Source organism: Paenibacillus sp. FSL R5-0749, from assembly GCF_038595085.1.
GTDB lineage: Bacteria > Bacillota > Bacilli > Paenibacillales > Paenibacillaceae > Paenibacillus.
The window spans coordinates 1,996,389-2,021,376 of record NZ_CP152005.1 but is presented as its reverse complement, the minus strand read 5'-3'; the positions used below and the strand labels follow the sequence as shown (position 1 = coordinate 2,021,376).

Annotated in this window: 21 protein-coding genes; 3 read left to right on the top strand and 18 right to left on the bottom strand. The window is 45.9% G+C overall.

Translation table 11 applies throughout. The features are described from left to right. Window positions 1-50 precede the first annotated feature (50 nt). The 3 genes from MKY85_RS09130 to MKY85_RS09120 all read right to left on the bottom strand — a co-directional run bounded on the left by MKY85_RS09130 (window position 51) and on the right by MKY85_RS09120 (window position 2,882). Complete coding sequence (locus MKY85_RS09130) at window positions 51-677, bottom strand: FMN-dependent NADH-azoreductase (RefSeq protein WP_169478771.1); 627 nt, start codon at window positions 675-677, stop codon at window positions 51-53. Between the two features lie 188 nt (window positions 678-865). Beyond that, window positions 866-2,089, bottom strand: a complete 1,224-nt coding sequence (locus MKY85_RS09125) for a PLP-dependent aminotransferase family protein (RefSeq protein WP_339240901.1) — start codon at window positions 2,087-2,089, stop codon at window positions 866-868. A gap of 136 nt (window positions 2,090-2,225) precedes the next feature. Next, complete coding sequence (locus MKY85_RS09120) at window positions 2,226-2,882, bottom strand: response regulator transcription factor (protein ID WP_339240900.1); 657 nt, start codon at window positions 2,880-2,882, stop codon at window positions 2,226-2,228. 439 nt (window positions 2,883-3,321) lie between these two features. On the opposite strand from MKY85_RS09120, the gene MKY85_RS09115 reads away from it, so the two are divergent. Both MKY85_RS09115 and MKY85_RS09110 read left to right on the top strand, forming a co-directional pair. Further along, entirely contained in the window at window positions 3,322-3,732 is a 411-nt protein-coding gene (locus MKY85_RS09115; protein WP_339240899.1) for a hypothetical protein, read from the top strand. Continuing rightward, window positions 3,729-4,793 (top strand): phosphodiester glycosidase family protein, encoded by a 1,065-nt coding sequence (locus MKY85_RS09110; protein WP_342572419.1) that lies wholly within the window; start codon window positions 3,729-3,731, stop codon window positions 4,791-4,793. Before MKY85_RS09115 ends, MKY85_RS09110 begins: the two co-directional genes overlap by 4 nt. A gap of 338 nt (window positions 4,794-5,131) precedes the next feature. Here the strand turns inward: MKY85_RS09110 and MKY85_RS09105 are convergent, their stop codons facing one another. From MKY85_RS09105 to MKY85_RS09080, 6 genes are all read right to left on the bottom strand, one after another. Continuing rightward, window positions 5,132-6,148, bottom strand: a complete 1,017-nt coding sequence (locus MKY85_RS09105) for a LacI family DNA-binding transcriptional regulator (RefSeq protein ID WP_339260061.1) — start codon at window positions 6,146-6,148, stop codon at window positions 5,132-5,134. A 77-nt stretch (window positions 6,149-6,225) separates the two neighbouring features. Next, on the bottom strand, window positions 6,226-8,391 hold the full coding sequence (gene bglX, locus MKY85_RS09100; RefSeq protein ID WP_342572418.1) for a beta-glucosidase BglX: 2,166 nt from the start codon (window positions 8,389-8,391) through the stop codon (window positions 6,226-6,228). Window positions 8,392-8,490: 99 nt separating this feature from the next. Beyond that, window positions 8,491-10,086, bottom strand: coding sequence for an ABC transporter substrate-binding protein (locus MKY85_RS09095; protein WP_339240895.1), 1,596 nt, complete (start codon window positions 10,084-10,086; stop codon window positions 8,491-8,493). A 54-nt stretch (window positions 10,087-10,140) separates the two neighbouring features. After that, the gene (locus MKY85_RS09090; RefSeq protein ID WP_253432871.1) at window positions 10,141-11,043 is read right to left on the bottom strand and encodes a carbohydrate ABC transporter permease; all 903 of its coding nucleotides are present in this window, start codon (window positions 11,041-11,043) and stop codon (window positions 10,141-10,143) included. 18 nt (window positions 11,044-11,061) lie between these two features. Continuing rightward, window positions 11,062-12,021 carry an ABC transporter permease subunit gene (locus tag MKY85_RS09085; protein WP_017689585.1) on the bottom strand — a complete coding sequence of 320 codons (960 nt, stop codon included), beginning with the start codon at window positions 12,019-12,021 and terminating at the stop codon, window positions 11,062-11,064. Window positions 12,022-12,032: 11 nt separating this feature from the next. Further along, on the bottom strand, window positions 12,033-12,797 hold the full coding sequence (locus MKY85_RS09080) for an alpha/beta hydrolase family protein (RefSeq protein WP_342572417.1): 765 nt from the start codon (window positions 12,795-12,797) through the stop codon (window positions 12,033-12,035). A gap of 472 nt (window positions 12,798-13,269) precedes the next feature. On the opposite strand from MKY85_RS09080, the gene MKY85_RS09075 reads away from it, so the two are divergent. Then, window positions 13,270-14,187 (top strand): serine hydrolase, encoded by a 918-nt coding sequence (locus MKY85_RS09075; RefSeq protein ID WP_339240893.1) that lies wholly within the window; start codon window positions 13,270-13,272, stop codon window positions 14,185-14,187. A gap of 104 nt (window positions 14,188-14,291) precedes the next feature. Here the strand turns inward: MKY85_RS09075 and MKY85_RS09070 are convergent, their stop codons facing one another. The 9 genes from MKY85_RS09070 to MKY85_RS09030 form a co-directional block, all read right to left on the bottom strand. Further along, entirely contained in the window at window positions 14,292-14,546 is a 255-nt protein-coding gene (locus MKY85_RS09070) for an AbrB/MazE/SpoVT family DNA-binding domain-containing protein (protein ID WP_036610032.1), read from the bottom strand. A 167-nt stretch (window positions 14,547-14,713) separates the two neighbouring features. Beyond that, window positions 14,714-15,181 carry a tRNA (uridine(34)/cytosine(34)/5-carboxymethylaminomethyluridine(34)-2'-O)-methyltransferase TrmL gene (trmL, locus tag MKY85_RS09065; protein WP_017689589.1) on the bottom strand — a complete coding sequence of 156 codons (468 nt, stop codon included), beginning with the start codon at window positions 15,179-15,181 and terminating at the stop codon, window positions 14,714-14,716. 138 nt (window positions 15,182-15,319) lie between these two features. Then, window positions 15,320-16,408 (bottom strand): 3-phosphoserine/phosphohydroxythreonine transaminase, encoded by a 1,089-nt coding sequence (gene serC / locus MKY85_RS09060; RefSeq protein WP_342572416.1) that lies wholly within the window; start codon window positions 16,406-16,408, stop codon window positions 15,320-15,322. Window positions 16,409-16,770: 362 nt separating this feature from the next. Continuing rightward, window positions 16,771-18,195 (bottom strand): type I glutamate--ammonia ligase, encoded by a 1,425-nt coding sequence (glnA, locus tag MKY85_RS09055; protein ID WP_074094318.1) that lies wholly within the window; start codon window positions 18,193-18,195, stop codon window positions 16,771-16,773. Window positions 18,196-18,605: 410 nt separating this feature from the next. Further along, complete coding sequence (aroF, locus tag MKY85_RS09050) at window positions 18,606-19,670, bottom strand: 3-deoxy-7-phosphoheptulonate synthase (RefSeq protein WP_150364800.1); 1,065 nt, start codon at window positions 19,668-19,670, stop codon at window positions 18,606-18,608. A gap of 283 nt (window positions 19,671-19,953) precedes the next feature. Next, window positions 19,954-20,907, bottom strand: a complete 954-nt coding sequence (locus tag MKY85_RS09045) for a 4-hydroxy-3-methylbut-2-enyl diphosphate reductase (RefSeq protein WP_342572415.1) — start codon at window positions 20,905-20,907, stop codon at window positions 19,954-19,956. 67 nt (window positions 20,908-20,974) lie between these two features. Then, window positions 20,975-22,435 carry a HAMP domain-containing sensor histidine kinase gene (locus tag MKY85_RS09040; RefSeq protein ID WP_339240886.1) on the bottom strand — a complete coding sequence of 487 codons (1,461 nt, stop codon included), beginning with the start codon at window positions 22,433-22,435 and terminating at the stop codon, window positions 20,975-20,977. Between the two features lies 1 nt (window position 22,436). Continuing rightward, a complete protein-coding gene (locus tag MKY85_RS09035; RefSeq protein WP_339240884.1) occupies window positions 22,437-23,126 on the bottom strand; it encodes a response regulator transcription factor in 690 nt (229 codons plus the stop codon). Window positions 23,127-23,300: 174 nt separating this feature from the next. Further along, window positions 23,301-24,968 (bottom strand): trypsin-like peptidase domain-containing protein, encoded by a 1,668-nt coding sequence (locus MKY85_RS09030; RefSeq protein WP_339240882.1) that lies wholly within the window; start codon window positions 24,966-24,968, stop codon window positions 23,301-23,303. Window positions 24,969-24,988: the final 20 nt, after the last annotated feature.

Here is a 24,988-nt window from a genome sequence, read left to right as displayed (position 1 = left end):
TCCAGAGGAGACAACAGGTGTTTTTATGTGTTACATATAGAAAATTGTTATTAGAAGCTTGCTGCTACTTCGGAAGCCAATTTCAGACCTGCAGTAACAATCTCTTCAGCACGATCTGCAGAAGCGTTATGTCCTTCAACGATAACCACTTCAGGGCTTTGAATACCCCACAAGCCGAGAACTGTTTTCAGGAAGTTCAGGGACATTTCAGCAGCTGCCATTGGACCTTCGGAGTACACGCCACCACGTGCGTTAAGCAAAGCTACTTTTTTGTCGCCAGCAAGTCCTACAGGACCTTCAGCAGTGTATTTGAATGTTTTACCAGCTTGGCTCAGGTAAGCAATGTAGTTTACCAATGGTGCAGGAACAGTGAAGTTCCAGAGCGGGAATGCAAATACCACTTTGTCAGCTGCCAAGAATTGATCTTGAAGCTGTGCTGCAAGTGAAGCTGCTTTTTGCTCGTCAGCTGTCAGTTCAAAACCGTTAGCTGCTTTGTAAGTACCTGTGATTGCAGTGTTACCATAGAATGGGAATTCTGTATTGTAGAGATCCAACTCAGTAACTGTGTCACCTGGGTGGGACTCTTTGTATGCGCTCAAGAATGCATCGTACAATTTAACGCTGACTGCTTGATCTGCAGGACGGTCATTTGCTTTAACGAATAAAATATTAGACATGTTGAATTTTCCCCCGTTAGATAAAATATATGAGTGCTCTTTCTGAACTGGCCACCATTGTAGCTTATATAAAGAAACCAACAACTCATTAATTCATATTATATATAAAAATGTTAGTGGATGCAATAACGTAATCACTTTGGTCATGAACCAATTTTAATTTTGCCACAATCTATTTTGGATCTGTCTTAGCTACGAGCCGTAAATTCGGAAATGGCTTCACTGATCAGATTCATGCCGAGCAGCAGTTCATCCCGACCCGGATGGCTAAAATTTAATCGAATGTAACGTTGATCCTGTACACCTGTAGAACATAGCGATCCAGGCAGAAAAGATACCCCTTTGGGCAGAGCAGCCTTAAGCAGAGCGCCACTATCCAATCCTTCCGGCAACTGTACCCACAGATACATTCCACCCTCAGGAATGTTGTATTGACACCCTTTCCAGCCTGGTCTCTTCAACAGTTCAAGCATCAGTTTGAGTCTTGTCTTATACTCCCGATTCAACATGGACAGGTGATCACTCCAACGAAACGGGGACTGGGCAAGCAATTGATACAACAGCCGCTGATTCATCGGGCTGGACTGACCATCGGCAATCCGTTTAACTGAGGCCATGGCCTGAATCAGTGCCGGGTGCCCCGCGGCCCATCCGGTTCGAAGAGCGGGCGCTACCGTTTTGCTGAATGAACCAATGTATAGAACATGTCCACCCTGATCTGCAGTATCCAGTGCAAAGAGTGAAGGGTATTTACGATAGAATTCCGTTGGCTCCAGGCCATCGAAATGAAGCTCCCCGTAAGAATCATCTTCCACTAGCAGTACACCATAGCGCGAACACAGTTCAAGGACAGCCTCCCGACGCTCCATACTCCACAAAGCACCTGTCGGATTTGAGAAACTGGGTGCAGCAAAAAGCAGCTTCGGTCTAACCTGCTGCATGTGATGCTCCAAAAGGTCTGGTAGTATGCCGTCCCGATCACCCATTACGGGCACAATCTTGGCTCCTTGCATTTCCAGAACCTCAAGACAGCCTGGAGATGTAGGATGTTCAACCAGTACGGAATCTCCTGGCTCAAGTAATAGACGCATCACGAGATCGATGGCCTGCTGGGTACCAGTGGTCAACAGAATCTGCTCGGGTACCGTTCGTATGCCTTTGCGTGCATTCCAGTCCTTGTTCAGCCACTCTCTTAGGGGGGTGTAGCCTGCTGGCTCTCCATATTGCAATGCGGAGGGGCCTGAACTAAAGACAGACACCGCTGCTTCTTCCAACAATTTGAAAGGAAACAACTCCTCCGCAGGCAATTCTTCTGCCAGAGAAATGAAATAATCTCTGCCAGACATCTCACGTATATCCCTCAGTGGTGATGACAAAAGCCTGTTGGTACGGGAAGCAAAGAAATATTTCATCGATCCGTTCCCCTTTCATCCCTATTCCGAAACTGTACTCGCAGTCCGCAGCCCTACAACCTATTCGTGCTCGCCATCGAATATGACCGGATGCATATCGACCAGTTGTGATAATAAGAAGAACAAACCCGACTCGTCAGGATCCCGTCTTCACTTGTCTTGCATGCAAGGCATAACGTTCAATGGCCTGTGCTCTGCTGCTTACTTCCAGCTTCACGTATATTTTACGCAGGTAATTATCAATGGAACGTCTGCTAACGTTGATCTCATTCGCTATTTTATCATAGGTTACACCCTGAACAATTCTTTCCATGATAAAAGTTTCGGTTTCTGTTAATTCAATTACACGTGATTCTGTCGGAGACTCCACAGGTTGCGCCCACTCCGCACTGTTTAACCACGCCAATGGAATGGACACATGGCCCTCACGTAACCCAGAGATCAGATGAATCAGCTGGCTAGGGGAAGCCTGTTTGGATAACATGCCGCTTGCACCAAGACTCATCAGATGACGAAACAGCTTCACATTATCTTCATCCGTCAGAATGATGATGTGACTGTGAGCTGACAGATTCTTCATCTGGGCAATATATTGATCGGCCGGGCCCTCTGGAAGACGATAATCCATCAGAATCAGATCAGGCTGGTGCATATTCACTAGATCGAGCCCTTCTGTTCCGGTCGAGGTCATGCCACGTACCGTCAGATCTTGCTGCTCTTCCAAAATCAATTTTGTACCGAGCATGCTGGTGGGGTGGATATCTACGATGACCACCTGCCATACTTTTTTCATTGTTGTTCCCCCTGTTATGTATTGGACAAATAGCTTCTAGCTTCTGTCATGATGATGCCATCGTCTATGCGACAGTCCGAGTATAGAAGAAGCATAGGTCGGATTATGTCGAAAAATAGAAAAACACAGGATGCAGCCGATAAAAAAGCTCTATTTTCACCGTATTTTGTTATAAAAACACCATGACGTCCATCTTCCCATCCCCGGAAAGGTAAAAATATAGTATAAATTTCCTGCATTTCTATCTAAAAAAGTCGAAAAACCTGCCCAAAGTTCCTACTTATTGCATCTATAAGAAATTGTATCCTAGGACTTCCTTCCGATGCAATCTCTTTTTACTCTATTAAGTAAAGAATTTCATTTTTGCGTAATCAATAGGGGCATGATAGAATGAGGACTGGAAAAATTTTTGTACCTATAAATGACCAGGAGTGATGATATGAAACCATCTGCCCCGCCCTCTGACATCCATCACACCCGGAGCGCCAAAGGCAAGGCCGGATCTTCAATCAAGCTGTTTCTGGTAATGTGGATTGTGCTCATTGCACTGGGAGTCGTTGGAACCTACTATTATAGTAACCATCTCCAGCAACAGATGATTAACCAGCTTCAGGCCCATAATCAGCAGCAGATTACAGCGTTAAAAACCGACTACGAAAATCAGCTAACAACGATATCTAAGGAAGTAGAAGACCTGCAGGGACAAGTTCAATCCTTCAATGAATTGCTGACTTTCACCAAGGATAATGCAAGTGACAAAACGGATAACAGCAACAAACTCTATACCCAGCTGAGCGAAGTCAAAAAACAACTGGAGACACTCCAGAAAAAGATGGACCTGCTCAAATGATTACACCCGTCAAACAGGTTAATCGTTTTTTTATGCTTGCACTCGCTCCTTTTGTTGGATTGATATTATGCCTGCTGGTGCTTCGTCCTCCGCTCGAACCCGGAGGTTTGATTTCTGCCGAACTGTCAGAGGATACGATTACACCCCGGGCCCAAGCAATTAGCCAAGAGCTTGCCGGGGCAAAAGAGGCTGCTGTCCAGACTTCTTCTTCTATTAAAAGAACGACACAGCTCTATAATAAAACAACAAGTACGATGTCTACACTCGTACAGAAGGCTTCCGCTCAGGCGGATCGTCCGGAAACGATCTACAACAAACGGATTACATCCAAGCTTGGCGTTCCATTTGAACGGGTAGACAGTGACCGGCTAACGATTGAACTGTACAGAGTGAATCCTGGCACCTATAAGGGCTATGCCATGAAGATTAAGCTAAAAGACCCCACTGCTATGCAGATGGCTCTGGACAGTGAACCTGGCCGTTCTGAGACAACCATGCAGGCTGTGAAGCGTAACGGCGCGATTGCCGGGATCAACGCAGGTGGATTTGCTGACAGTGGCGGTAAACGTTACCCACTTAGCACAACGGTTATGGATGGGAAATACGTGAACGGTTTTCAGGCCAGTTTCAAAGACCTGTTTTTTGTAGGACTTAACGATGCCGGCAAGCTGGTCGGAGGCAAGTTCTTCGATAAAAATTCACTGGACCGCCTGCGGCCACAGTTTGGGGCTACGTTTGTTCCGGTGCTGTTGCAGAATGGGCGTAAAACCACAATTCCCGATAAGTGGAAAGTATCACCCAAACGAGCACCACGTACGGTCATTGGCAATTATAAGGATGATCAATTGTTGATCATTGTAGTCGATGGATATAATGAAGGCGGAAGTTCCGGTGCTACCCTAGAAGAGTTGCAAGGACGGCTGTACAAGCTTGGGGTTATCGACGCCTATAATCTGGATGGCGGCGGATCTTCCTCGCTTATTCTGAATAATCGGGTTGTAAATAACCCGTCGGATGGCAGTCTAAGACCGGTACCCACACACTTTTTATTTTACAAATAATAGGGTGAAGCATTTCTTTTCTACCTATAATGGTTATAATAGAAGAAAATGAGCTTGTGCAGGAGGTGCGAAGGGTATGTCATTTTCACTGACATTCTGGATTATTGCAATTGTATTGACTCTCTTCATTACAGGCATTCTCACTTCATCCTACAACAATGACAAGACAAAAGGCTTGTAAAAGGCCAAGCCTCTCTCCGGAGAGGCTTTTTCTATTGCTTCATCCTTGAAATAACAAGAGGCAAGGCTTAAAAGAATGATTCGATTCTTCTAAGCCTTGCCTCTTGCTGTGCCGTTTGTTCCACGCATCAATCCAGTCAGGATACGCATATTCGGGATCAATAGCTTACCGCCCGTTCATTCCGCATGGATATAACAGCATCAGAAGGCATAGGTCCACTCACTGACCCACCCTCAACTAATGTCACATAGATTCGTTCATGATCGACGGGTTCTCCAGCAATAATTTTGATCAATTGTTCAGCGGCGAGTGATCCCCACTTGCGTTTGGAATAATCAATGCTTGCCAATCTCGGCTGGACGTACTTGCTCAATTCAATATTGTCGAATCCGATGACATCGACCTCCTGACCAACGCCAAGTGCACTTTCTGCCAGACGATCACACAAGCCAATAGCCATCTCATCATTGAGGCAGAATACTGCTGCGGGCCCATCATACTCCTGCACAATCTGATCTGCGGCTTGTTCTCCACCACTCTTTTCAAAATCTCCCGTGATCTCAATCCATTCCACATCGGCTTCACGTTCCGCAACCTGTCTCACAGCCTTTAATCGCTGCACAGAGTCAAACGAACCTTCCGGTCCTGTCACCACGTAGATTTTCTTATGTCCCTGCTCAATAAGATGTTCCATCGCAAGTGTCGCCCCGGCTTTATTATCCAACAGAACCTGATTAATGTTGGGATGATCCATCTCACGGTCCAATACAACGATTTTGTGGCCCCGATCGGCGTATTGCATCAGTTCCTCACTTGCAAACGTATGATCCAGAATGATTGCACCATCAATCATCCTCTCTGGAAGCATGCGATGGGATTGTTTACCACTGCACACGATCAGGTCATAGCCTTGAGCATTGCATACAGCTTTCATGCCACTCAGCAAGTCTCCATACACATCTCCGCTAAAATCGGTCAAGAATACACCCAGAATTTTGGATTCTCTCTTCTTCAGTGTTCTTGCAGCGGCATTTGGAACATAGTTCAGCTCTTTGGCAATGGCCAAAATTTTGGAACTCGTCTCATCGGTCACTTTGTTGCTACCATTAAGCGCATATGACACCGTAGAGATGGAAACTCCCGCCTGTTTGGCGATATCCTTGATACTGACCACATTCTTCGCTCCCCTGTTATGTTCATCAGGCCTTCCATAAGGAAAGGCCTGACACATTACTATTTCCATTCACCGGATTACACGAGTCTGAATGATTTCTTCTGAGTGTCCCGACTGTTTGCACCCACAAGAATATGGAACTCACCTCGATCACTGCGATGGCTTAAATCGGAATGGTGATAGCGAAGCTGTTCTTCATGTAACGTAAACGCAGCTATACCACTCTCTCCTGGAGCCAATGCAAGCTTCACATATCCTTTCAGTTCACGCATAGGACGAACGACTTCACCCGTCACATCCCGAATGTACAACTGAACAGTCTCTACACCTGTGCGATCACCCGTGTTTGTTACACGTACTTGGATACTCAAAGGCTCTTCGGCAGTCATCTCGTTACTGGACACTTCAAGATCACCATAAGAGAAAGAAGTGTATGAAAGACCATAACCGAACGGAAGCAAAGGTTCATTGGGACTGTCAATGTATTTCGAGACATAACGCTCTTCCGTTTTCTCCGGGTTCAACGGACGACCTGTATTGAAATGATTGTAATAGACCGGAATCTGACCTACGGACTGCGGGAAGGACATCGTCAGACGTGCAGATGGATTCACTACACCTGTCAGAACATCTGCGATCGCTGCTCCGCCTTCACTGCCTGGGAACCAGGCTTCAAGAACGGCATCCGATTCATCGATTACACCATGCAGATCCAATGGACGCCCGTTGAAAATAAAGCTGGCAATAGGTTTTCCCGCAGCTTTGAGCTGTTTAACCAATTCCAATTGGGCTGCTGGCAGACGAATATCCGTGCGTGATCCACCTTCTCCACTCATCTCCGAGTCTTCACCCAGAGCAAGGACAATCAGATCTGCTTTGCTTGCCACTTGAAGGGCTTCCGCAATCTGCTCAGCTGTAATCGTATGAACATCACTACCTTGAGCAAACTGAACTTTCCCACCCGTCAAGCGTTCTTGCAGAGCTGTTCCAAGCTTGACTGCATCTTCCTTAACTCCTTCACAGGACCACCAGCCCAGAATATCAGGACTCTGTGCAAAAGGACCAATAAGGGCTACGTTAGCGTCAGGTTGAAGCGGAAGCACGCTGTTATCATTTTTCAACAGGACAGCCGATTTGGTTGCCAGTTCATATGATACCTGACGGTGCTCTTTGGAGAACACAATCTCACGTTCACGAACCGGATCAGCTGCACGTAGCGGATTGTCGAACAATCCCAGCTTCTCTTTTAGTTGCAGTATTCGCAGAACGGCTTCATCAATGAGCTTCTCTTCCACTTCACCGCTCTCAATCAGCTCAGGCAAATGATGTACATAACAAGGTGTCATCATCTCCATATCTACGCCTGCGCGAATGGCACGGTATGCCGCTTCACGATCATCTTCCGCAGCACCATGCGCAATCATCTCGCGAATGGAAGCCCAATCCGAGATCAGCACGCCATCGAAGCCCCACTCGTCACGCAAAATGCCGCGCATCAACTTCTCATTGCCACTTGCCGGAATACCGTCAACCGTATTGAACGAAGTCATGACCATTTCTACACCCGCATCCAATGCAGCTTTGTACGCTGGCAAATAGTACTCACGCAGGTTACGCTCGGACATGTCCACCGTATTGTAATCCCGACCACCCTCAGCCGCTCCATACGCCGCAAAGTGTTTAACACAGGCTGCAAGACGATCAGGCTCATCCTTCAAGCTATCGCCCTGATATCCACGTACAAATGCAGCCGCGAACAAGCTGTTCAGATAAGGGTCTTCTCCTGTCGTTTCCATCACACGGCCCCAACGCGGGTCACGAACCAGATCCACCATAGGTGCAAAAGTAACATGCAAACCGGATACAGCTGATTCACGTGCTGCAATTTCAGCACTTTTCTCAGCCAGTTCTGTGTCCCATGAGCAACCGATCGCCAGTGGAATCGGGAAAATGGTTTTGAAACCATGAACGACGTCAGCCATGAACAACAGCGGAATGCCCAAACGGCTTTTTTTCATATAAGCTTGCTGTACATCAATGATGGCCTGTGCACCGGACAACCCTAGAATGGAACCACTGGCATCCACGGACTGCTCCGTAATTCCCATCTCTTCCATCGGCCCCGTGATCTGGCCTTCGACATTTGTTCCTTCATAGAAGTTGGCAGTCAACTGAAGAAGCTGAGCTGTTTTTTCCTCCAACGTCATCTGTTTTACCAGGTCTAGCAGCTGCTCGTTATTCATCTGATCGTATCCTCCACTTACAAGTTGTTGAAATAAAGAACCCGGCTGCGTTCGGGGAGAGACCGCGCACCGGGTTCAAAATTAATGACTGAACGATTACTAGAATTTCTCGTTTAGCTCATCCAGATAAGGTTGAACCAGGGACATTTTACTGTTCACCCATTCTTTCCAGTTTGCCTCCAGATCTCCGTTTTTGAGGATCAGGTTGGCATATTCGTTCTGGTAATCGAATGAAGCCTGACTCTTCGCTTTGGAATCATACAGGTTGACATCCCAATCGTATGCTGCAAGCGATTTGCCTTCTGTACCGAGTTTTGCTTTTTCTTGGAACAATTTCACGGCTCTATCACGGTAATCCTTTTTGATTGCTGGGTTTACAACGCTGAAGTCGTCACCGAGCAGATACAGACCTTCGAAACGTGCCGGGTATTTATCTTCCAATACTGTTCCTTCTGGCAACAAGCTAACCAGTTCTTGGTTCTCATCATATTTCCAATCCGTTCCTTCAAAGCCCATGTTGATGAGCAACTGTCCTTCTTTGGTTGCGGAGTAATCGATCAGATCCATGATCCGTTCGAATTTCTCGTCACTGATGTCCGGGTTGAAGATCAATGCGGACCAGAAGTTGGCTTGCTCCATGTTACGGTATTTACCGTCATCGCCCACTACGATTGCTGTGTGTACCAGTTCATCACTATCTACACCCAGATTTTTTCTCATATCCGAATCCAGACCTTGTCTGTACGAAGCGAGTCCACCCAGACTTGTTACAGCGGCTGTTCCTGTTACTTTGAAGTTGTTTTGACCTTCATTGTTTTTCCATGTGTAGAACTCAGGATTGAGCAATCCATCTTTATACGCTTTTTGCATCAATTTAAGTCCTGTCAGCGTTTCAGGATCTGCTGGTCCCCAGTGGAACTTGCCATCTTCACCCTTGTAGAACGGTGTGTCGGTCATGGCATGTACGCTGTTTGGCATAATCATGTTTGTCATGGCATCTGCTGCATTGTAGGACAATGGTACAAGTTTGTTACCTACTTTGCCTGGATCTTTTTCTTTCACCAGCGCAGCATATTCATTCAATTCCGTTGTTGTATAAGCATCTTTCAGTTCAAAACCAACGGCTTCAGCCCAGTCTTTACGAAGCGCAATGACACCAATTTGGTTCGTCAGTGGGTCAGCTGGTTTGTTCTCGAAATAGATTGGTCTAGGCAGGACGTATGTTCCACCTGTCAATTCTTCCAGCTTGTCTCCAAGACCCGTCAAATTGTAAGCTGCTGCAACGTTAGGCCAGCGTTCTTTCCAGTCATCCGGGAATTTGTAGAACAAACCTTGTTCAATGCTGTTAATGGCATCGCCATGTACATAGTTCCATACCGCTACATCCGGCAAGTCGCCAGAGTTAATCCACAGACGAAGCTTCTCGCCCCATGAATCCCAATCGATATAGTTGTAGTCCCATGTTACATTGAATTTGTCTGTCCAGAACTTGTGGAAGTCATTATCCAGGTTTCCGTTTTTGATTTCTGTCAGGTTAGCTACAGAGATGGTCAGGTTATCTTTGTAATTTCCCTCTGCATCTTTTTCGTTACCACCTGAAGCTCCTTGGCTGGAACAAGCGGTCACCATCAGCATAACTACACTAAGCGTGATGGCAAAGAGAGCTCTTACTGACAACTTTTTGTTCGTTTTCATGTTTTACCCCCATGTTTTTTAGTCAGATTTTATTGCAAAATCCTATACGTATAATCAGGTCTTGATTGCCCCTGTTAATACCCCTTTGGCAAAGTGTTTTTGCAGCATTGGGAAGAAACACATAATTGGTACCATGGTGACAAATACAGCTGCCATCTTCATACCCATGGAGAAGTTGCTCGCCTGGGCAGCATCCACACTGGATGCATTTGATGCATTCGTCGTAGATGTCACGATAATGTTTCGCAGTACATTCTGGAGCGGTAACTGATCCGCTTTTCGAAGGAATATCATCGCATCGTACCAACTGTTCCAGTAAGCCACACCGTAGAACAACGTGATTGTAGCCATAATTGGTGTAGCCAGCGGAAGAACGACAGAGAACAGAATTCTCCACTCTCCTGCTCCATCCAGTCTCGCCGATTCCATCAGTGATTCAGGCAAGGTGTAGAAGTAGTTCATCATCAGAATCATGTTAAAAGCACTGAAGCTTCCCGCCAGGATAACGGACCAGAGCGTACCTGTAAGATGAAGTGATTTCATGATCAGGTACAGCGGTACGATACCACCATTAAAGATCATGGTGAACAGTACCAGGAAAAAGATAAATTTCTTAAACGGGAATTTGTTGCGACTAAGGCCATATGCCATGCTTGTTGTCAGGAACAAGCTGAGTGGCAAGCCGATGACTAGCAATATAATGGTATTTTTGTATCCCGACAGAATCGTTCCGTCAGCGAACAACGCCTTGTAGGAATCCAATGTCCATTGTTTAGGGAACATCAAAAATGGATTGTCAGCATATTCTTTCTGTGTTGCAAACGAGATCATGATAACATTCCAGAACGGAATCAGGATCATCAGGGCAAGCACGAGTAATACGGCGAAAATAATGTAATCGAGAAGTGTCATTCTTTCAGTACCAATTCTCGGTTTTTTGTTAGCTTTCTTGCTCATCTCATTTATCCTCCTCTCTTATCGGAACAAACCGTCTCCGCCAAGCCACTTGGCAAATCTGTCAGCAAGAAGCAGCAAGGCCATATTCACCAGGGAACGGAACAAGCTGACCGCTGTCGAGAATGAGAAATCGGTTGATGACTGGAACGTAATCCGATAGATATATACATCGAGTACTTCTGATACATTTTTGGTAGCAGCATTTGCCAAGTTGAAGATCTGGTCAAACCCGGAAGACATCAATCCACCAACCGAAAGAATAAACATGATTGTGATGGTTGGAAGGATGTTCGGTAAAGTAATTTTGAACATCTGTTGCATACGGGAAGCCCCGTCGATCTGTGCTGATTCATACTGATCCTGGTCAATACCGGAAATGGCAGCCAAGAATATAATTGCGCCCCATCCACTTGATTTCCAAATATCAGTTAACAGCAACATCGGTACAAAGTTAGATTCGGATCCAAGGAAATTAATCGTTGGCAATCCGAGTAATCCGAGCGCGCTGTTTACCAGTCCGTCATATGCCAGCACATTGATGACTACGCCGGATACGATGATCCAGGACAGAAAATGAGGGAACGTAAGAACGGTTTGGAACAATTTTTTCCCTCTGCGCATCCGCAATTCATTCAGCAACAACGCCAGAATGATCGGGAACGGGAATTGAATAATCAGTTTCAGAATATTGATGTACAGCGTACGCCATACTGCGTCAATAAAGGTTGGATCACGGAAAACATATTTGAAGTTCTCGAATCCGCTCCATGGACTTCCCCAGATGCCCAGGTTGGCCTTGTAATCTTTGAATGCCAGAGACAGGCCACCCATCGGCATGTAGGCAAACAGGATTAGCCAGACAAGCCCCGGAATAAGCAGGGTGTATGTCATACGGTGCTTCCAGATTTCAGTCCAGAGCGAATTGCCCTTCACGTTTCCCTTCAGCTTTTTGCTAGGTCCTTCGGCTGCAGGTTTCACATTGCATCTCCTCACTCTACTTTGGTCTTGTCATTGTACAGAAAATCAAACATCGTTCTCAGGTGGTGCTCCCAAAATCTCCATTCATGAGTCCCCGGCGTCTCCACATACCGAAAATCAAAAGCGGTCCCCTGCATGTATTTCGCGAAATCACGATTCATCTCTACGAAGGGGTCACGATCGCCACAGCAACTGAGGATATTAGGTAAAGAAACACCCTGTTCCAGCAGCTTGGCCGACAGTGCGTAAATATCCTGATTGGCTTTTACCTGTAAACGTTCTCCAAAAACCGCTTTCATTTCCTTGATCATGGTCGCTGGCATATGGGGATCATGAAGCCGTGTCTGAATATCCGTCACCCCGGATAGAGACACTATTTTGCGATACTTCTCTGGATAAGTTAGTCCACATTTCAGTGCACCATATCCGCCCATGGATAAACCGCCGACATACGTTTTCTCCGGATCAGGATTCAGATTGAGTAGACGCTCGCATACTTCAGGTAACTCCTGAGTGATGTAGTGGAAGTAATTCAGGCCGTATTCCATATCGGTGTAATAGCTTCGATTCGCTTCCGGCATAATGATGGTGCAACCATATTGCGCTGCATACATCTCAATTGTGGTTAATCGTTGCCAGGTACTCGCATTATCGCCTGCTCCGTGCAACAGATATAGGGTACCGCCTGAAGTCTCTCCGGAGTCACTGGACACAACATGTATGCTGGTATTCATGCATAAGGTTGGCGATCCAGTTTCGATCGTTATATGTGCCATAATGTAACCCCTCTCATCATCGCCTGCTGTCTTTACTCATTCGTTGCTCTGGCGTTGTTTTGCAGGCTGTTGTAGATTCCCTTGTATTACGATGGGTTATCGAAACGATTTTCTCGAATCGTTTCAAAACATAGCCAACGTTGATTCACTTGGTCTTCATTACAACACTTTTAAGGTGGAAGCGATTTCTTCGAATCGTTTCGAATAAATCATAAGCCCGATGAGTAAATCCTGTCAATAACCTTTTTACAAATTTCGCGTTATTTTCTCGAAAAAATGCTTTTTTACGTCTAAATTTGCGCCGAAAGACACTATTATTACGAAAAAATGAAATTTTAGTCAGTGTTATCACAACTTTAATTGACACCAAACCAGGTTTATACTAACATGAGTTCTGATTTTGCATTCGAATTACGGAAACGTTTCACCAACCGATTTTACTCAGGTTTCACCTGATATTAGGGAGGTTAATATGTCTGAGCAACTCAAAGATTTCATTCATACCATTACTGAGCAACAATTGAACGTGTTCTCCGTTCGCATATTACAAAAAGGGCATCTGCTTGCCTATTGGGACAGGGATAGGGATCAGCGCCGTGTACAACATTCCATAAGTAAATCCTTCACATGCATGGCTGTTGGTCTTGCGCTTGAAGAAGGTCTGTTACATCTGGATGCCACACTTGGTGATTATTTCACCTATAATCATGTATCGAGTGCACATTACAAGCTCCCATCTCCACGGGAATTGAAGTTACGTGACCTGCTCCAAATGTCTTCTGGTCATGATTCGCCGCCTCTTTGGGCTGATGAACGAGCTTCTTTGACCGAGAAAGATTGGGCGAAACATTATATGTCTCTCCCTCTGGATCGGATGCCCGGAGAACAATTTACATACAGCAGCGGGGATACGTTTATGATCTCAGCCATGTTTCAGGCAGCCACCGGCCAAACCGTGAAAGATTACCTGACTCCGCGATTATTTGAGCCTCTGGGCATTCATGATGTAGAGTGGGAAACCTCTCCACTGGGGGTAACACTCGGCTGTGCAGGACTTTGGATAAGCAATGAGGAACTGAGTCGATTTGGACAGTTACTGCTCCAGGAAGGCCTTTGGGAAGGCACACAGCTTATACCTGCGAATTGGATCAGACAAGCTACGTCCCGGCAGATCGAAACGACTGGAGATGGTGATTGGGGAAAAGGTTACGGATATCAGTTCTGGATGTGTTCCCATGAGGCTTACCGCGCCGATGGAGCCTATGGTCAGTTATGTATCATCCTTCCCTCGAAGGAAGCTGTCATATGTATTAACAGCGAGGAAGAAAACATGCAAGGCATCCTGAATGCCGTGTGGGATGAGATTTTACCTATATGCAACCAGCGTTAAATATTATATTCTTCTTATATTTCCGCGGAACTTACCATGCACTGAATACTGAAAACAAAACAAAAAAAACGCCACGGGGTTAATAAACCCCATGGCGTTACTTCTTACCCGTGCTGTGGAAGCTGAGTCATTTCATCTAAACATTGTGCGCATATGTAACGCTCTTTGAACTCGTTGACTTCCTCGATGGATCCGCAGAAAATACATTTTGGACGATATCTCTCCAGGATAATATGGTCCCCTTGTACTAAGATCTCTACAGGATCTCCCTCATTCATTTGATACCTTTTACGCAAAGATTTAGGCAATACGATCCTACCTAATTGGTCAACTTTGCGAACTACTCCAGCTGGCTTCATAGCTACGGCACACCTCTCCTATCTTACTCTAAATTTCTAGGTACATTTGTACTATGTTTATAGATTCGCCAAGATTTTGTCGAATCCTGCTGGAAATAAACATTTTTTGTCCTTTTTTTTGAAAAATGTTTTTTTACCGAATTCTAGCCGTTATTTATAACCGGAATTTATCCTTCTAACCCCGGAAAATTGAGCTGACGCAACGCTTCATATACAATAATTGCTGCCGAATTGGACAGGTTTAATGATCTAACGTCACCAGTCATTGGCATTTTCATGCATGTATCGGGATTTGCAGCAATTAATTCAGGTGGGAGGCCTTTGGTCTCTTTACCGAAAACGAGGAAATCCCCATCTTGAAAATTAAAGTCACTGTATCGGTTCTTCGCCTTCGTAGTTGCGTAGAAGAAGCGACCTTCCGGATATTTTTCCTGAACCTCTGCAAATGAGTCGTGGTATTCAATATGAACGGCATGCCAGTAGTCCAGCCCTGCCCGTTTCAATGTAGCATCATCTGTTCGAAATCCAAGTGGACGCACGAGATGCAGATGGGTTCCGGTGGCCGCACAAGTACGCGAAATATTTCCTGTGTTCGCCGGAATTTCTGGTTCAACCAGAACAATGTGTAAAGCCATATGTGTTCAATCTCCTTTTCAATTCGTGTTGATGACAACCCTCTAATCTTAAAGAAAAGCCCTCCACACGTCAATGTGGAAGGCTCTGGTAAGGCACAGGATTAGACACTATGGTCCATGACTCCGTACCCCTACTAATTATCCATTTGTCTTCTGGAAGTGACTCATGAAGTCTGTCAGTGCCTTAACACTCTCATAAGGAGCCGCATTGTAAATGGAGGCACGTAGACCACCCACACTGCGATGTCCCTTCAGACCTACGAATCCTTCTTCCTCCGATGCCTTGATGAACTTCTTCTCCAGTTCCTCCGAAGCAAGACGGAAGGTTACATTCATCAGGGAACGATCTTCCGGTTCCACACAACCACGGTAGAAATCACCGGAAGCATCAATTACGTTGTAAAGCAATTCAGCTTTTTTCGTATTTTTTTGCTCAATACCAGTTAATCCGCCCTGTTCTTCAATCCATTTTAATACTTCATTTACCATATATACTGAGAAGGATGGCGGCGTATTGTATAGGGAGTTGTTGTCTACATGCGTACTGTAACGAAGCATGGTTGGAATCGTTTTAGGCGATTCACTCACCAGTTCCTCACGAGCAATCACAACCGTAATCCCCGATGGTCCCAGGTTCTTCTGTGCACCTGCATAGATCATACCAAACTGATTGAGATCGAATGGTTTACAGAAAATATCACTCGACATGTCGGCAATCAGAGGTACTGAACCGGTATCCGGGAATGACTTAAATTGCGTACCTTCAATCGTTTCGTTGGAAGTAAGATGCACATAAGCCGTACGTTCAGGCAGGCTCAGATTCGAAACATCCGGCAATTTCATGAATTTCTCTGCTTCCGAAGATGCAGCAACATGTGTCTCGCCGATCAATTTCGCCTCAGACAGAGCCTTCTTGGCCCAGCTGCCGGTCATCACGTAACTTGCAGTCTGACCTGCACCGAGCAGATTCATTGGCAACATCGCGAACTGAGTGCTTGCACCGCCCTGCAGAAAGAGAACCTTGTATCCTTTTGGATTGCCTAGAAGCGACAACAACCGCTCCTGAGCTTCATTATGTACAGACTCATACACCGCTCCACGGTGAGACATCTCCATAATCGACATGCCTGTATTACGAAAATCTACAAATTCCGCCTGTGCACGCTCCAATACCTCAAGTGGTAACGCCGCAGGTCCTGCATTAAAGTTATACGCTCTTTTTGTCACAAAATCCCCCGCCCTTTCCATCCGTAACTCTGACATACAAACAGCATTTTGCACAATTCGATTAGACTCGCTCACGGGTATAAGATATAGACAAATTGAATCATTTCGATCTATATCTTACTTATTGAAAGTCGCTCTATGGATTTGTGCGAAATGCACTCAAAGTGAATATTATCGCTATGATATCAGTATTCTCTATCTGCTTCAAGGGCAATATGCACTGAAGTGTTCAATTCAGGCCATCAAATTCCTTTATCACCCTGCAAAGTTAAAGCACTACATTGTTTAATTCAAGGAAAAGCCCCCGAGATTGTGTCCCGGAGGCTTTAAGTTGCAACAAGTTCTGTTCCGACCCCGACCGATTAGCAGTCGAAGTAAAGGCTGTACTCGTGCGGATGAATGCGGATCGCTACTGCTTTCGCTTCATCGCGCTTGAGGTTGATGTAGTTTTCAATGAATTCTTTTGTGAATACGCCGCCTTCAGTCAAGAACTCGTTATCCGCTGCCAATGCATCCAGTGCTTCTTCGAGGGAAGCTGGCACACTGCGGATATTTTCTTTATCTGCATCAGACAGGTCATAGATGTTTTTGTCGAGCGGACCATATCCAAGTTCAGTTGGGTTGATTTTGCGTTTGATTCCATCCAGACCAGCCATCAACATTGCGGAGAATGCCAAGTATGGGTTAGCTGTGGAGTCTGGTGTACGGAACTCGATACGACAACCTTTTGGTGTCACAGCTGCAACCGGAATACGAACTGCTGCGGAACGGTTACCTTTGGAGTAAACCAAGTTAACTGGTGCTTCGTAACCAGGTACAAGACGTTTGAACGAGTTTGTACTCGGGTTAGTCAAAGCGATCAGTGCCGGAGCATGGTACAGGATACCTCCGATGTAGTGCAGAGCCATTTCACTCAGGTTAGCATATCCCGCTTTGTCATAGAACAATGGGGAATCGCCATCAAAGATGGATTGGTGAACGTGCATTCCGCTACCATTATCACCGAACAATGGTTTTGGCATGAATGTTGCTACTTTACCATATTGACGTGCAGTGTTGTGCACGATGTATTTGTATGCAAGCAGGTTGTCTGCTGTTTTCTTCAGTGTATCAAAACGGAAGTTGATTTCGGCTTGACCCGCTGTCGCCACTTCATGGTGATGACGCTCAATCGACAGACCCGCTTCTTCCAAAAGGCGACACATTTCGCTACGAATATCTTGTTGTGTATCGACTGGTGCTACTGGAACATATCCACCTTTAGTGCGTACTTTGAAGCCCAAGTTTCCGCCTTCTTCTTTGCGGTTCGTGTTCCATGAAGCTTCTTCGGAATCTACGTAGTAGGAAGAGCTGTTCGTGCCGCTCTCATAACGTACATCGTCGAAGATGAAGAACTCGGATTCAGGTGCGAAGAATGCCGCTGTACCTACACCGCTTTCTTGCAAATAAGCTTCTGCTTTAACAGCGATGCTACGTGGGTCACGCTCATAACGCTCGCCGTCTGGAGTGAAGATATCACACATAACATTTAATGTAGGGTGTGCAGTGAACGGATCGACATAAGTCGCTTCAGGGTCTGGCATCATAACCATATCGGACTCTTCAATTCCGCGGAAACCTTGGATAGAAGAACCGTCAAAAGCTACTCCATTTACGAACGTGTCTGCATCAACAGCCGAAGCTGGCAAGGAAATGTGATGTGCACGACCAGCTAAATCTACAAAACGAAAATCTACCCACTCGATGTTGTTCTCTTGAATTGATTTCAATACGTTTTCAACCGACATGTATTCGTCCTCCCAAATATTCCGAACATTAAACAACCCCACTAAGAAAATGTCTAAATTCGAATTTTTTTCTGTCGTCATTATAAATTTTAAAACCTGACATCGTCAATACTTATGTAAGGTATTTTTTGCGAGTATGTTAGCTATACTCACATTTTATAAATAACGTAAATTCAGATAACAACACAATTTATATATATTTAACTGGTTTAATGCGGTAAAGCGACCCCTTTTTATCCTAAATCATGGAAAAAACTTCACATCATAAATGTTTCTTATCACTATTGATTAATAAATACGTTCAAAGCTGCAAAATATGCAAAAAACCGAGCATCTATCTGATGCCGTCGCAATAAACGAGACCAGATGAGATGCCCGGATGATGTTCCAGACTTTGACTATGAATTCTATTATACGCCTACACGTGCGGGGAAGAATGCTGCTGGTTGTTTAGCTGTACTGAATGATTTACCCACGATTGGTGCCAATTTCTCCAGATCCTGCAACAGGTTCGCGAATTGATCAGGGAACAAGGATTGCACACCATCTCCTGTCATGGAGTTATCCGGATCGGTATGCATTTCAATGATCAGGCCATTGGCACCCGCAGCAACAGAAGCTTTTGTCATCGGCTCCACCAGTTCACGTCGTCCAGTACCATGGCTCGGGTCAGAAATAACCGGCAAATGGCTCAGAGACTGTAGAACAGGGATCGCTGACAGGTCAAGCGTATTACGTGTGTAAGATTCAAACGTACGAATACCACGTTCACACAGCATGACATTTGGATTACCACCCGCAAGAATGTATTCTGCCGCATTCAACAACTCATCATATGTTGCACTGAAGCCACGTTTCAACAATACCGGTTTGCCACACTCGCCCAATTTGCGCAGCAGGTCAAAGTTCTGCATGTTACGTGTACCTACTTGCAGAATATCTGCGTACTCGGCGCAAATATCCACATACTCAGGTGTCATAACTTCTGTAATGGTCAGCAGGTCATGTTTCTTACCTGCCTCTGCCATCATGATCAATCCCTCTACGCCCGTTCCCTGGAAGCTGTAAGGTCCTGTACGCGGCTTAAATGCACCCCCACGTAACACTTGCCCACCTGCAGCTTTTACAAGTCCCGCAATCTCATCAATCTGCGCAGCGGATTCAACTGCACACGGTCCACCCATGACGACAAGTTCTTTTCCGCCAATATCTACACCTTTGATGGAGATCACCGTATCTTCCGGATGGAAGTCACGGCTTGCCAACTTGTAGGACTTCGAGATTTTCACAACATTCTCGACACCTTTCATTTGGCGAAGATGCTCTTGCATTTTAGGTTCAACTTTGCCAATCAACCCAATTATAGTACGATCCTCTCCGCGAGAGATATGCACCTGAAGCCCTTCTTTTTCAATAACTGCTACGATATCCTGAATCTGTTCCTCCGGTGTGGCTTTGCCTGCAATAACGATCATATTAATTCCCATCCTTCCTTGTATGAGAGCACAATCAGTTTCTAACGTGCGTCTGATTAAACATATAAACTCTGTCGCGCTTAAACGCTTGTTCGCTTTTAAGCTTTTATCCATTAAAGTGAATATACCATAGATCTCCTGTTGCGTCAAGGTACACCTTCTTTATCCTATATTAAAAAGAACCCTGCTCCGCAGGCACCAAATTCGGTTCTGCATAACAGGATTCTTCTTATTCACATCTCGTTTGCAATTTACATACAGGTAGACTTACATTGCCTTCACACTACGGTGTACGTGTTTTTTCTCTAACTGGGGGCAGCAATTTGCTCATGTTCACGGTACGCTTAATCTCCCACGTCTCCGGCTTGTCATGCTCATACTGCTCCAAGTAAAGGATGACTTCCTTCGTAATCGGTGTAGGTGTTGATGCACCCGAAGTAACCGCCACCTTATTGACACCTTTCAGCCATTCTTGCTGAATCTCGGAGACATCCGATACACGGTAGGCCGTAACCCCCGCGATTTCCTCCGACACTTGTGCCAGACGGTTGGAGTTATTGCTGCGAGGATCACCCACTACAATAACCAGGTCTGCTTGACCTGCCTGTTCAGCAACAGCTTCCTGACGCACCTGAGTTGCGAGACAAATCTCATTATGAATCTCAGCGCCAGGGAACTTCTCCAACAGCCGGCTCATGATGTGTTTGATATCCCACTGGCTCATCGTGGTCTGATTCGTAATAAGGATTTTGCCTGGAGGTATGTTCAGTGCTTCGATCTCTTCTTCCTTCTCGATCAGATGAACGAGATCTGGTGCAACGCCTACGGCACCTTCTGGTTCAGGGTGATTCTTTTTGCCGATATAGATGATCTGATAACCCTCTGCCGTCTTCTCCCGAATGAGATCATGTGTCTTGGTGACATCAGGGCATGTTGCATCCACTGTTGTCAGTCCTTTATCCCTTGCCAGCTTACGCACTTCTGGAGATACACCATGAGCTGTAAAAATAATCGTGCCACTCTCCACTTGGCTCAAAATATCCATTCGGTTCGGACCATCCAATGTAATAATACCTTCCTCTTCAAAGGAATCCGTCACATGTTGGTTATGCACAATCATACCCAATATATAAATAGGTCGTGGTAAATCCAGATTGCGTGCCGCTTGACGCGCGAGCACCATCGCATCCACAACGCCGTAACAATATCCACGCGGCGAAATTCGTAGTACTTCCACTTGGTTGCCACCCGCTTTCTTTCTCGACAACATTGCCGATGTAATTGCAGTCCTGTCTATTATACCTTTATTCGATAGGCGGAGCAAAGACCACCGGCAACCAGATAATAAAGGTTGTTCCTTCTCCACGTCTGGTTACAACCTCGACCGATCCTTGGTGTTCCTCAATAATCCACTTCGCAATCGAAAGTCCCAGACCTATGCCGGGGGTAGCCCCACGGGATTCATCCGCTCGATAGAAGCGATCAAAGATAAACGGCACTTCATCCCGATCCATGCCAATACCGGTGTCGCTGATGCGCAGTCCCACCTGACCTTTGTATAGTACGGCATCCAGCGTTACAGAGCCGTCAGGTGTGTATTTAAACGCATTTTCGATGAAAATAAACAGCATCTGTTGCAGATAGTCCTTGCTACCATTCACATAGATACCATTGAGAATTGACAGATCACCTGTACGCCACTCCGCATGGTGATCCAGGAATTGCGATCTTCGCGCGACTTCCTGTACCAATATCTGCAGCGGGATCGGATTCAGTTCAATTTTTTGCCCTGTATCCGCTCTCGCCAATGACAACATGTCACTGATCAGCCTGCTCATGCGTTTTCCTTCATCGGCCATGTCTTCCAACGCCTCGACGGACATCTGTCTGACCGTTTCTTCATCCAGATTCGGTCGGTCTGTTGCCTCTTGATCCCACAGCTTCTTCAGGAAGTCCACGTTTCCCCGAATGGTAGTCAGCGGTGTACGCAGTTCATGCGATGCATCGGATACAAAGCGGCGCTGGGCAGCATTCGTCTCCTCCAAACCGCGGAATGACAATTCTGTACGCTCAAGCATATTATTAACCGTTTCGATCAGACGCCCGATCTCATCCTTAGGCCCCGCATATTGAATACGTACACTTAGGTCATCTCCTGATTGAATCTGATTTGCGGCATCAATGACATTCACGAGCGGACGCATCGACTTGCGGGCCAGAACAAGACCTGAGGTAATAGCGAGGGCCATCGCTACCAGCCAGCCAAAAACCAAAATATTAAGCAACGCTTCCAGCAGGCGCTCCTGTGAACTTACATTGGCTCCTACCTGAAGAATTCCACGTACTTCATTGGTACCTTGAAGAGAAAGGGGGAGCTGATTCACCAGAAACGGTGTGCCATCCACATAGATCTTCGATATGCCACGCTTTTCAAGAATTTCATTGGATTTCAATACCGGAAACTGAATCTGTAATTTCTTCATATTGCCAGAAATTATGCCCGAACGACTCTGATAATCCCAGAGTTGAATATATATTTGAGCCTCTTGAAGCTGGCTCTCTGTAAATGGGTCCAGATCCAACGACTGCGAAAGAGGGTTAACACCAATCTGCTCCGTAATCCGTGCACTCTTCACCTTCAATTGCTGTTCGACTTCCTGGTAGGAGTTAAAATACACAAAGGCATAGATTACAACGCCCCAAAAAATAAGCACAGCCGCCAAAATGCCAGAATACCATGCGGTTAGTCTTAACCGGATGGACATATCAGGAGTCACCTCTCAGAATATAACCGGCTCCCCGGATGGTCTGGATTAGACGTTTGCCACCGTATTCTTCGGTCTTCTGTCGGAGCATGGCGATGTATACTTCAAGCACGTTAGACTCACCGCTGTAATCATAACCCCAGATTTTATCCATAATCAGATCACGGGACAGTACCCGTCTTGGATTTTGCATAAACAGATTGAGCAGCTCGAATTCCTTGGCAGTCAGTTCCAGACGTTGCCCATCTCGGAGTACTTCACGTGAGTCATTGTCCAAAATGATATCTTCATACATTAAGCGGTTGTCCGGCGTACTTGCGCTATCTGACTTGCGGCGCAGCAATGCCCGGACACGCGCCAATAATTCTTCCAACGCAAAAGGTTTTACAAGGTAGTCATCGGCTCCCGTGTCCAGTCCGGTCACCCGGCTCTGTACCTCGTCCTTGGCAGTCAGCATTAGCACAGGCACTTTGCTGCCTGCTTCTCTCAATCTGCGACATACCTCAAATCCGTCAATCTGCGGCATCATCACATCCAGCACAACAATGTCCGGCTCCTTGTCCATCAGTTTACTAAGGCCTTCGGCTCCGTTGGAAGCAGTCTGTACCTCATATCCTTCAAAAGCCAAGCCCCGGCGGAGCATGGATACAATTTTTTCGTCATCATCCACAATCAAAATAGTTGAGCGCATGGTCTTTCTCCTTTATCCTAACGTTTTATCCCATTGTAACAGCCAGAAGCACAATCTGCATCTTCAAGTAGGCGTCTCAAATTCTTCACTGGTCCTTTGTAACCCTGCTTTATCAGGGCAAAAAAAGCGGAAGGGCCTTCAAACCCTTCCGCTCTTTCGATCCTTACCCGATATTTATGGTTGTTGCTGTTGGGTATCTGTTGTTTGTGAAGTATCAAAATCATTTTTATTCCCGATTTTGATTTTCAGATCCATTTTCTTACCGTCACGAACCACGTTCAATGTCACTTCACTGCCAATTTTCTGTTTCTTGATAAAATCAATCAGATCCTGACTTGTGGCGTACGGCGTACCATTAGCACCAGTGATGATGTCATATGCACGAAGATCTGCTTGGTAAGCCGGTGATTGGAAGATCGTGCTGGCTACGACAGAACCTTCGGTAATGTCTGTTCCCATTTGTTTAGCTACTTCAGGCGTGAGAGCCATCAGAGATGCACCGATAAATGGTACTGGCTCTTTGGGAACTTCTTTGTTCTCTTTGAGATATTTAACGGCTTCAGAGATAACGCTCGATGGGATCGCAAAGCCAATCCCTTGTGCATCTGCGCTTACTGCAACGTTCATTCCGATAACTTCCCCATTCAGGTTCAGCAACGGACCACCAGAGTTACCCGGATTAATCGAAGCATCTGTTTGCAGCAAATGGCTGTACTCACGTGTTTTTCCTGTTTCTTCATCTGGAATGCTGATTGTACGTTCTTTGGCACTCAGCACACCTGCTGTAACCGTGTGTTCGAATCCTTCAGGGTTACCGATCGCTACAAGCCACTCACCGACTTGAGTGCTGTTGGAGTCACCCAGTGGAGCTACAGGGAACGCATCGTCACCACTGTTTTTCTCAATTTTCAGTACAGCTAAATCCAGATCGAAGCTGCTTCCCAGAAGTTTAGCTTCATAAGGTTTACTGTTGTTCTCCAAGGTTACCTGGATTACGTCCGCACCCTGAACTACGTGTTGATTCGTCAGGATATATCCTTCTTTGTCAAAAATGAATCCGGAACCAATGCCTAGGGGTACTAATTGATTACTGCCTTGCTGTTGTTGCTGGCTCTGACCTTGATTGCCTTCCGTTCCGCCCCCATTACCGAAGAAGTATTGGTACAACGGATCACTTGTGTTCGATCCACCCTGACCCATTCCTGTACGCGAGGACTGTTTCGCGAGTGTTTCGATTTTGACAACAGCTGGACTTGTACTCGTCACTACGGAAGAGACATCTTCTTTGCCTGTTGGCAGTAACGATGCTGTCACATTGTTGCCTCCGCCTGTGTTTGTGGACGCTTCCTGTCCCGAGCTTTGATTTTCCGTGTTCGTAAGTGCAGTCTCCGGTGTGAACATGTTTGTTCTATCGGCTGTGTACATGAGAACGGTAATGACCAGCATGCCGGCAATAAAAGAGAACAACAGTGATCTTACAGATGAACGCGGCTTGCGGTTATTATAGTTCCAGTTGCCTTTGCCGCCATTCCCTTGATCTCCACCATTACCTGAGCCGTTTCCACCGCCTCCTGTTGATCTTGTCGCTTGCTCGGAGGATTGATTATTGTAGTAAGTAGGTACGGGTCTCACCGGATCAGGTTTTGTAATCTCTACATTTCCTTCTTCACGTTGATTATTGCTTCCCATGTGGTTTGCTGTATCTTCCTGATTCACGGACTGAAAAGGTCCATAAGAATAATAATAGGAGGATTCGTCCGTTCCGGAAGAATTGCGATTCTCCGTTTGTTTGGTTTCGTTTTCCTCGTCTTGACGGTTCGATCTATAATTGCGTTCGTCCATGCCTCTCTACCTCCCAATCT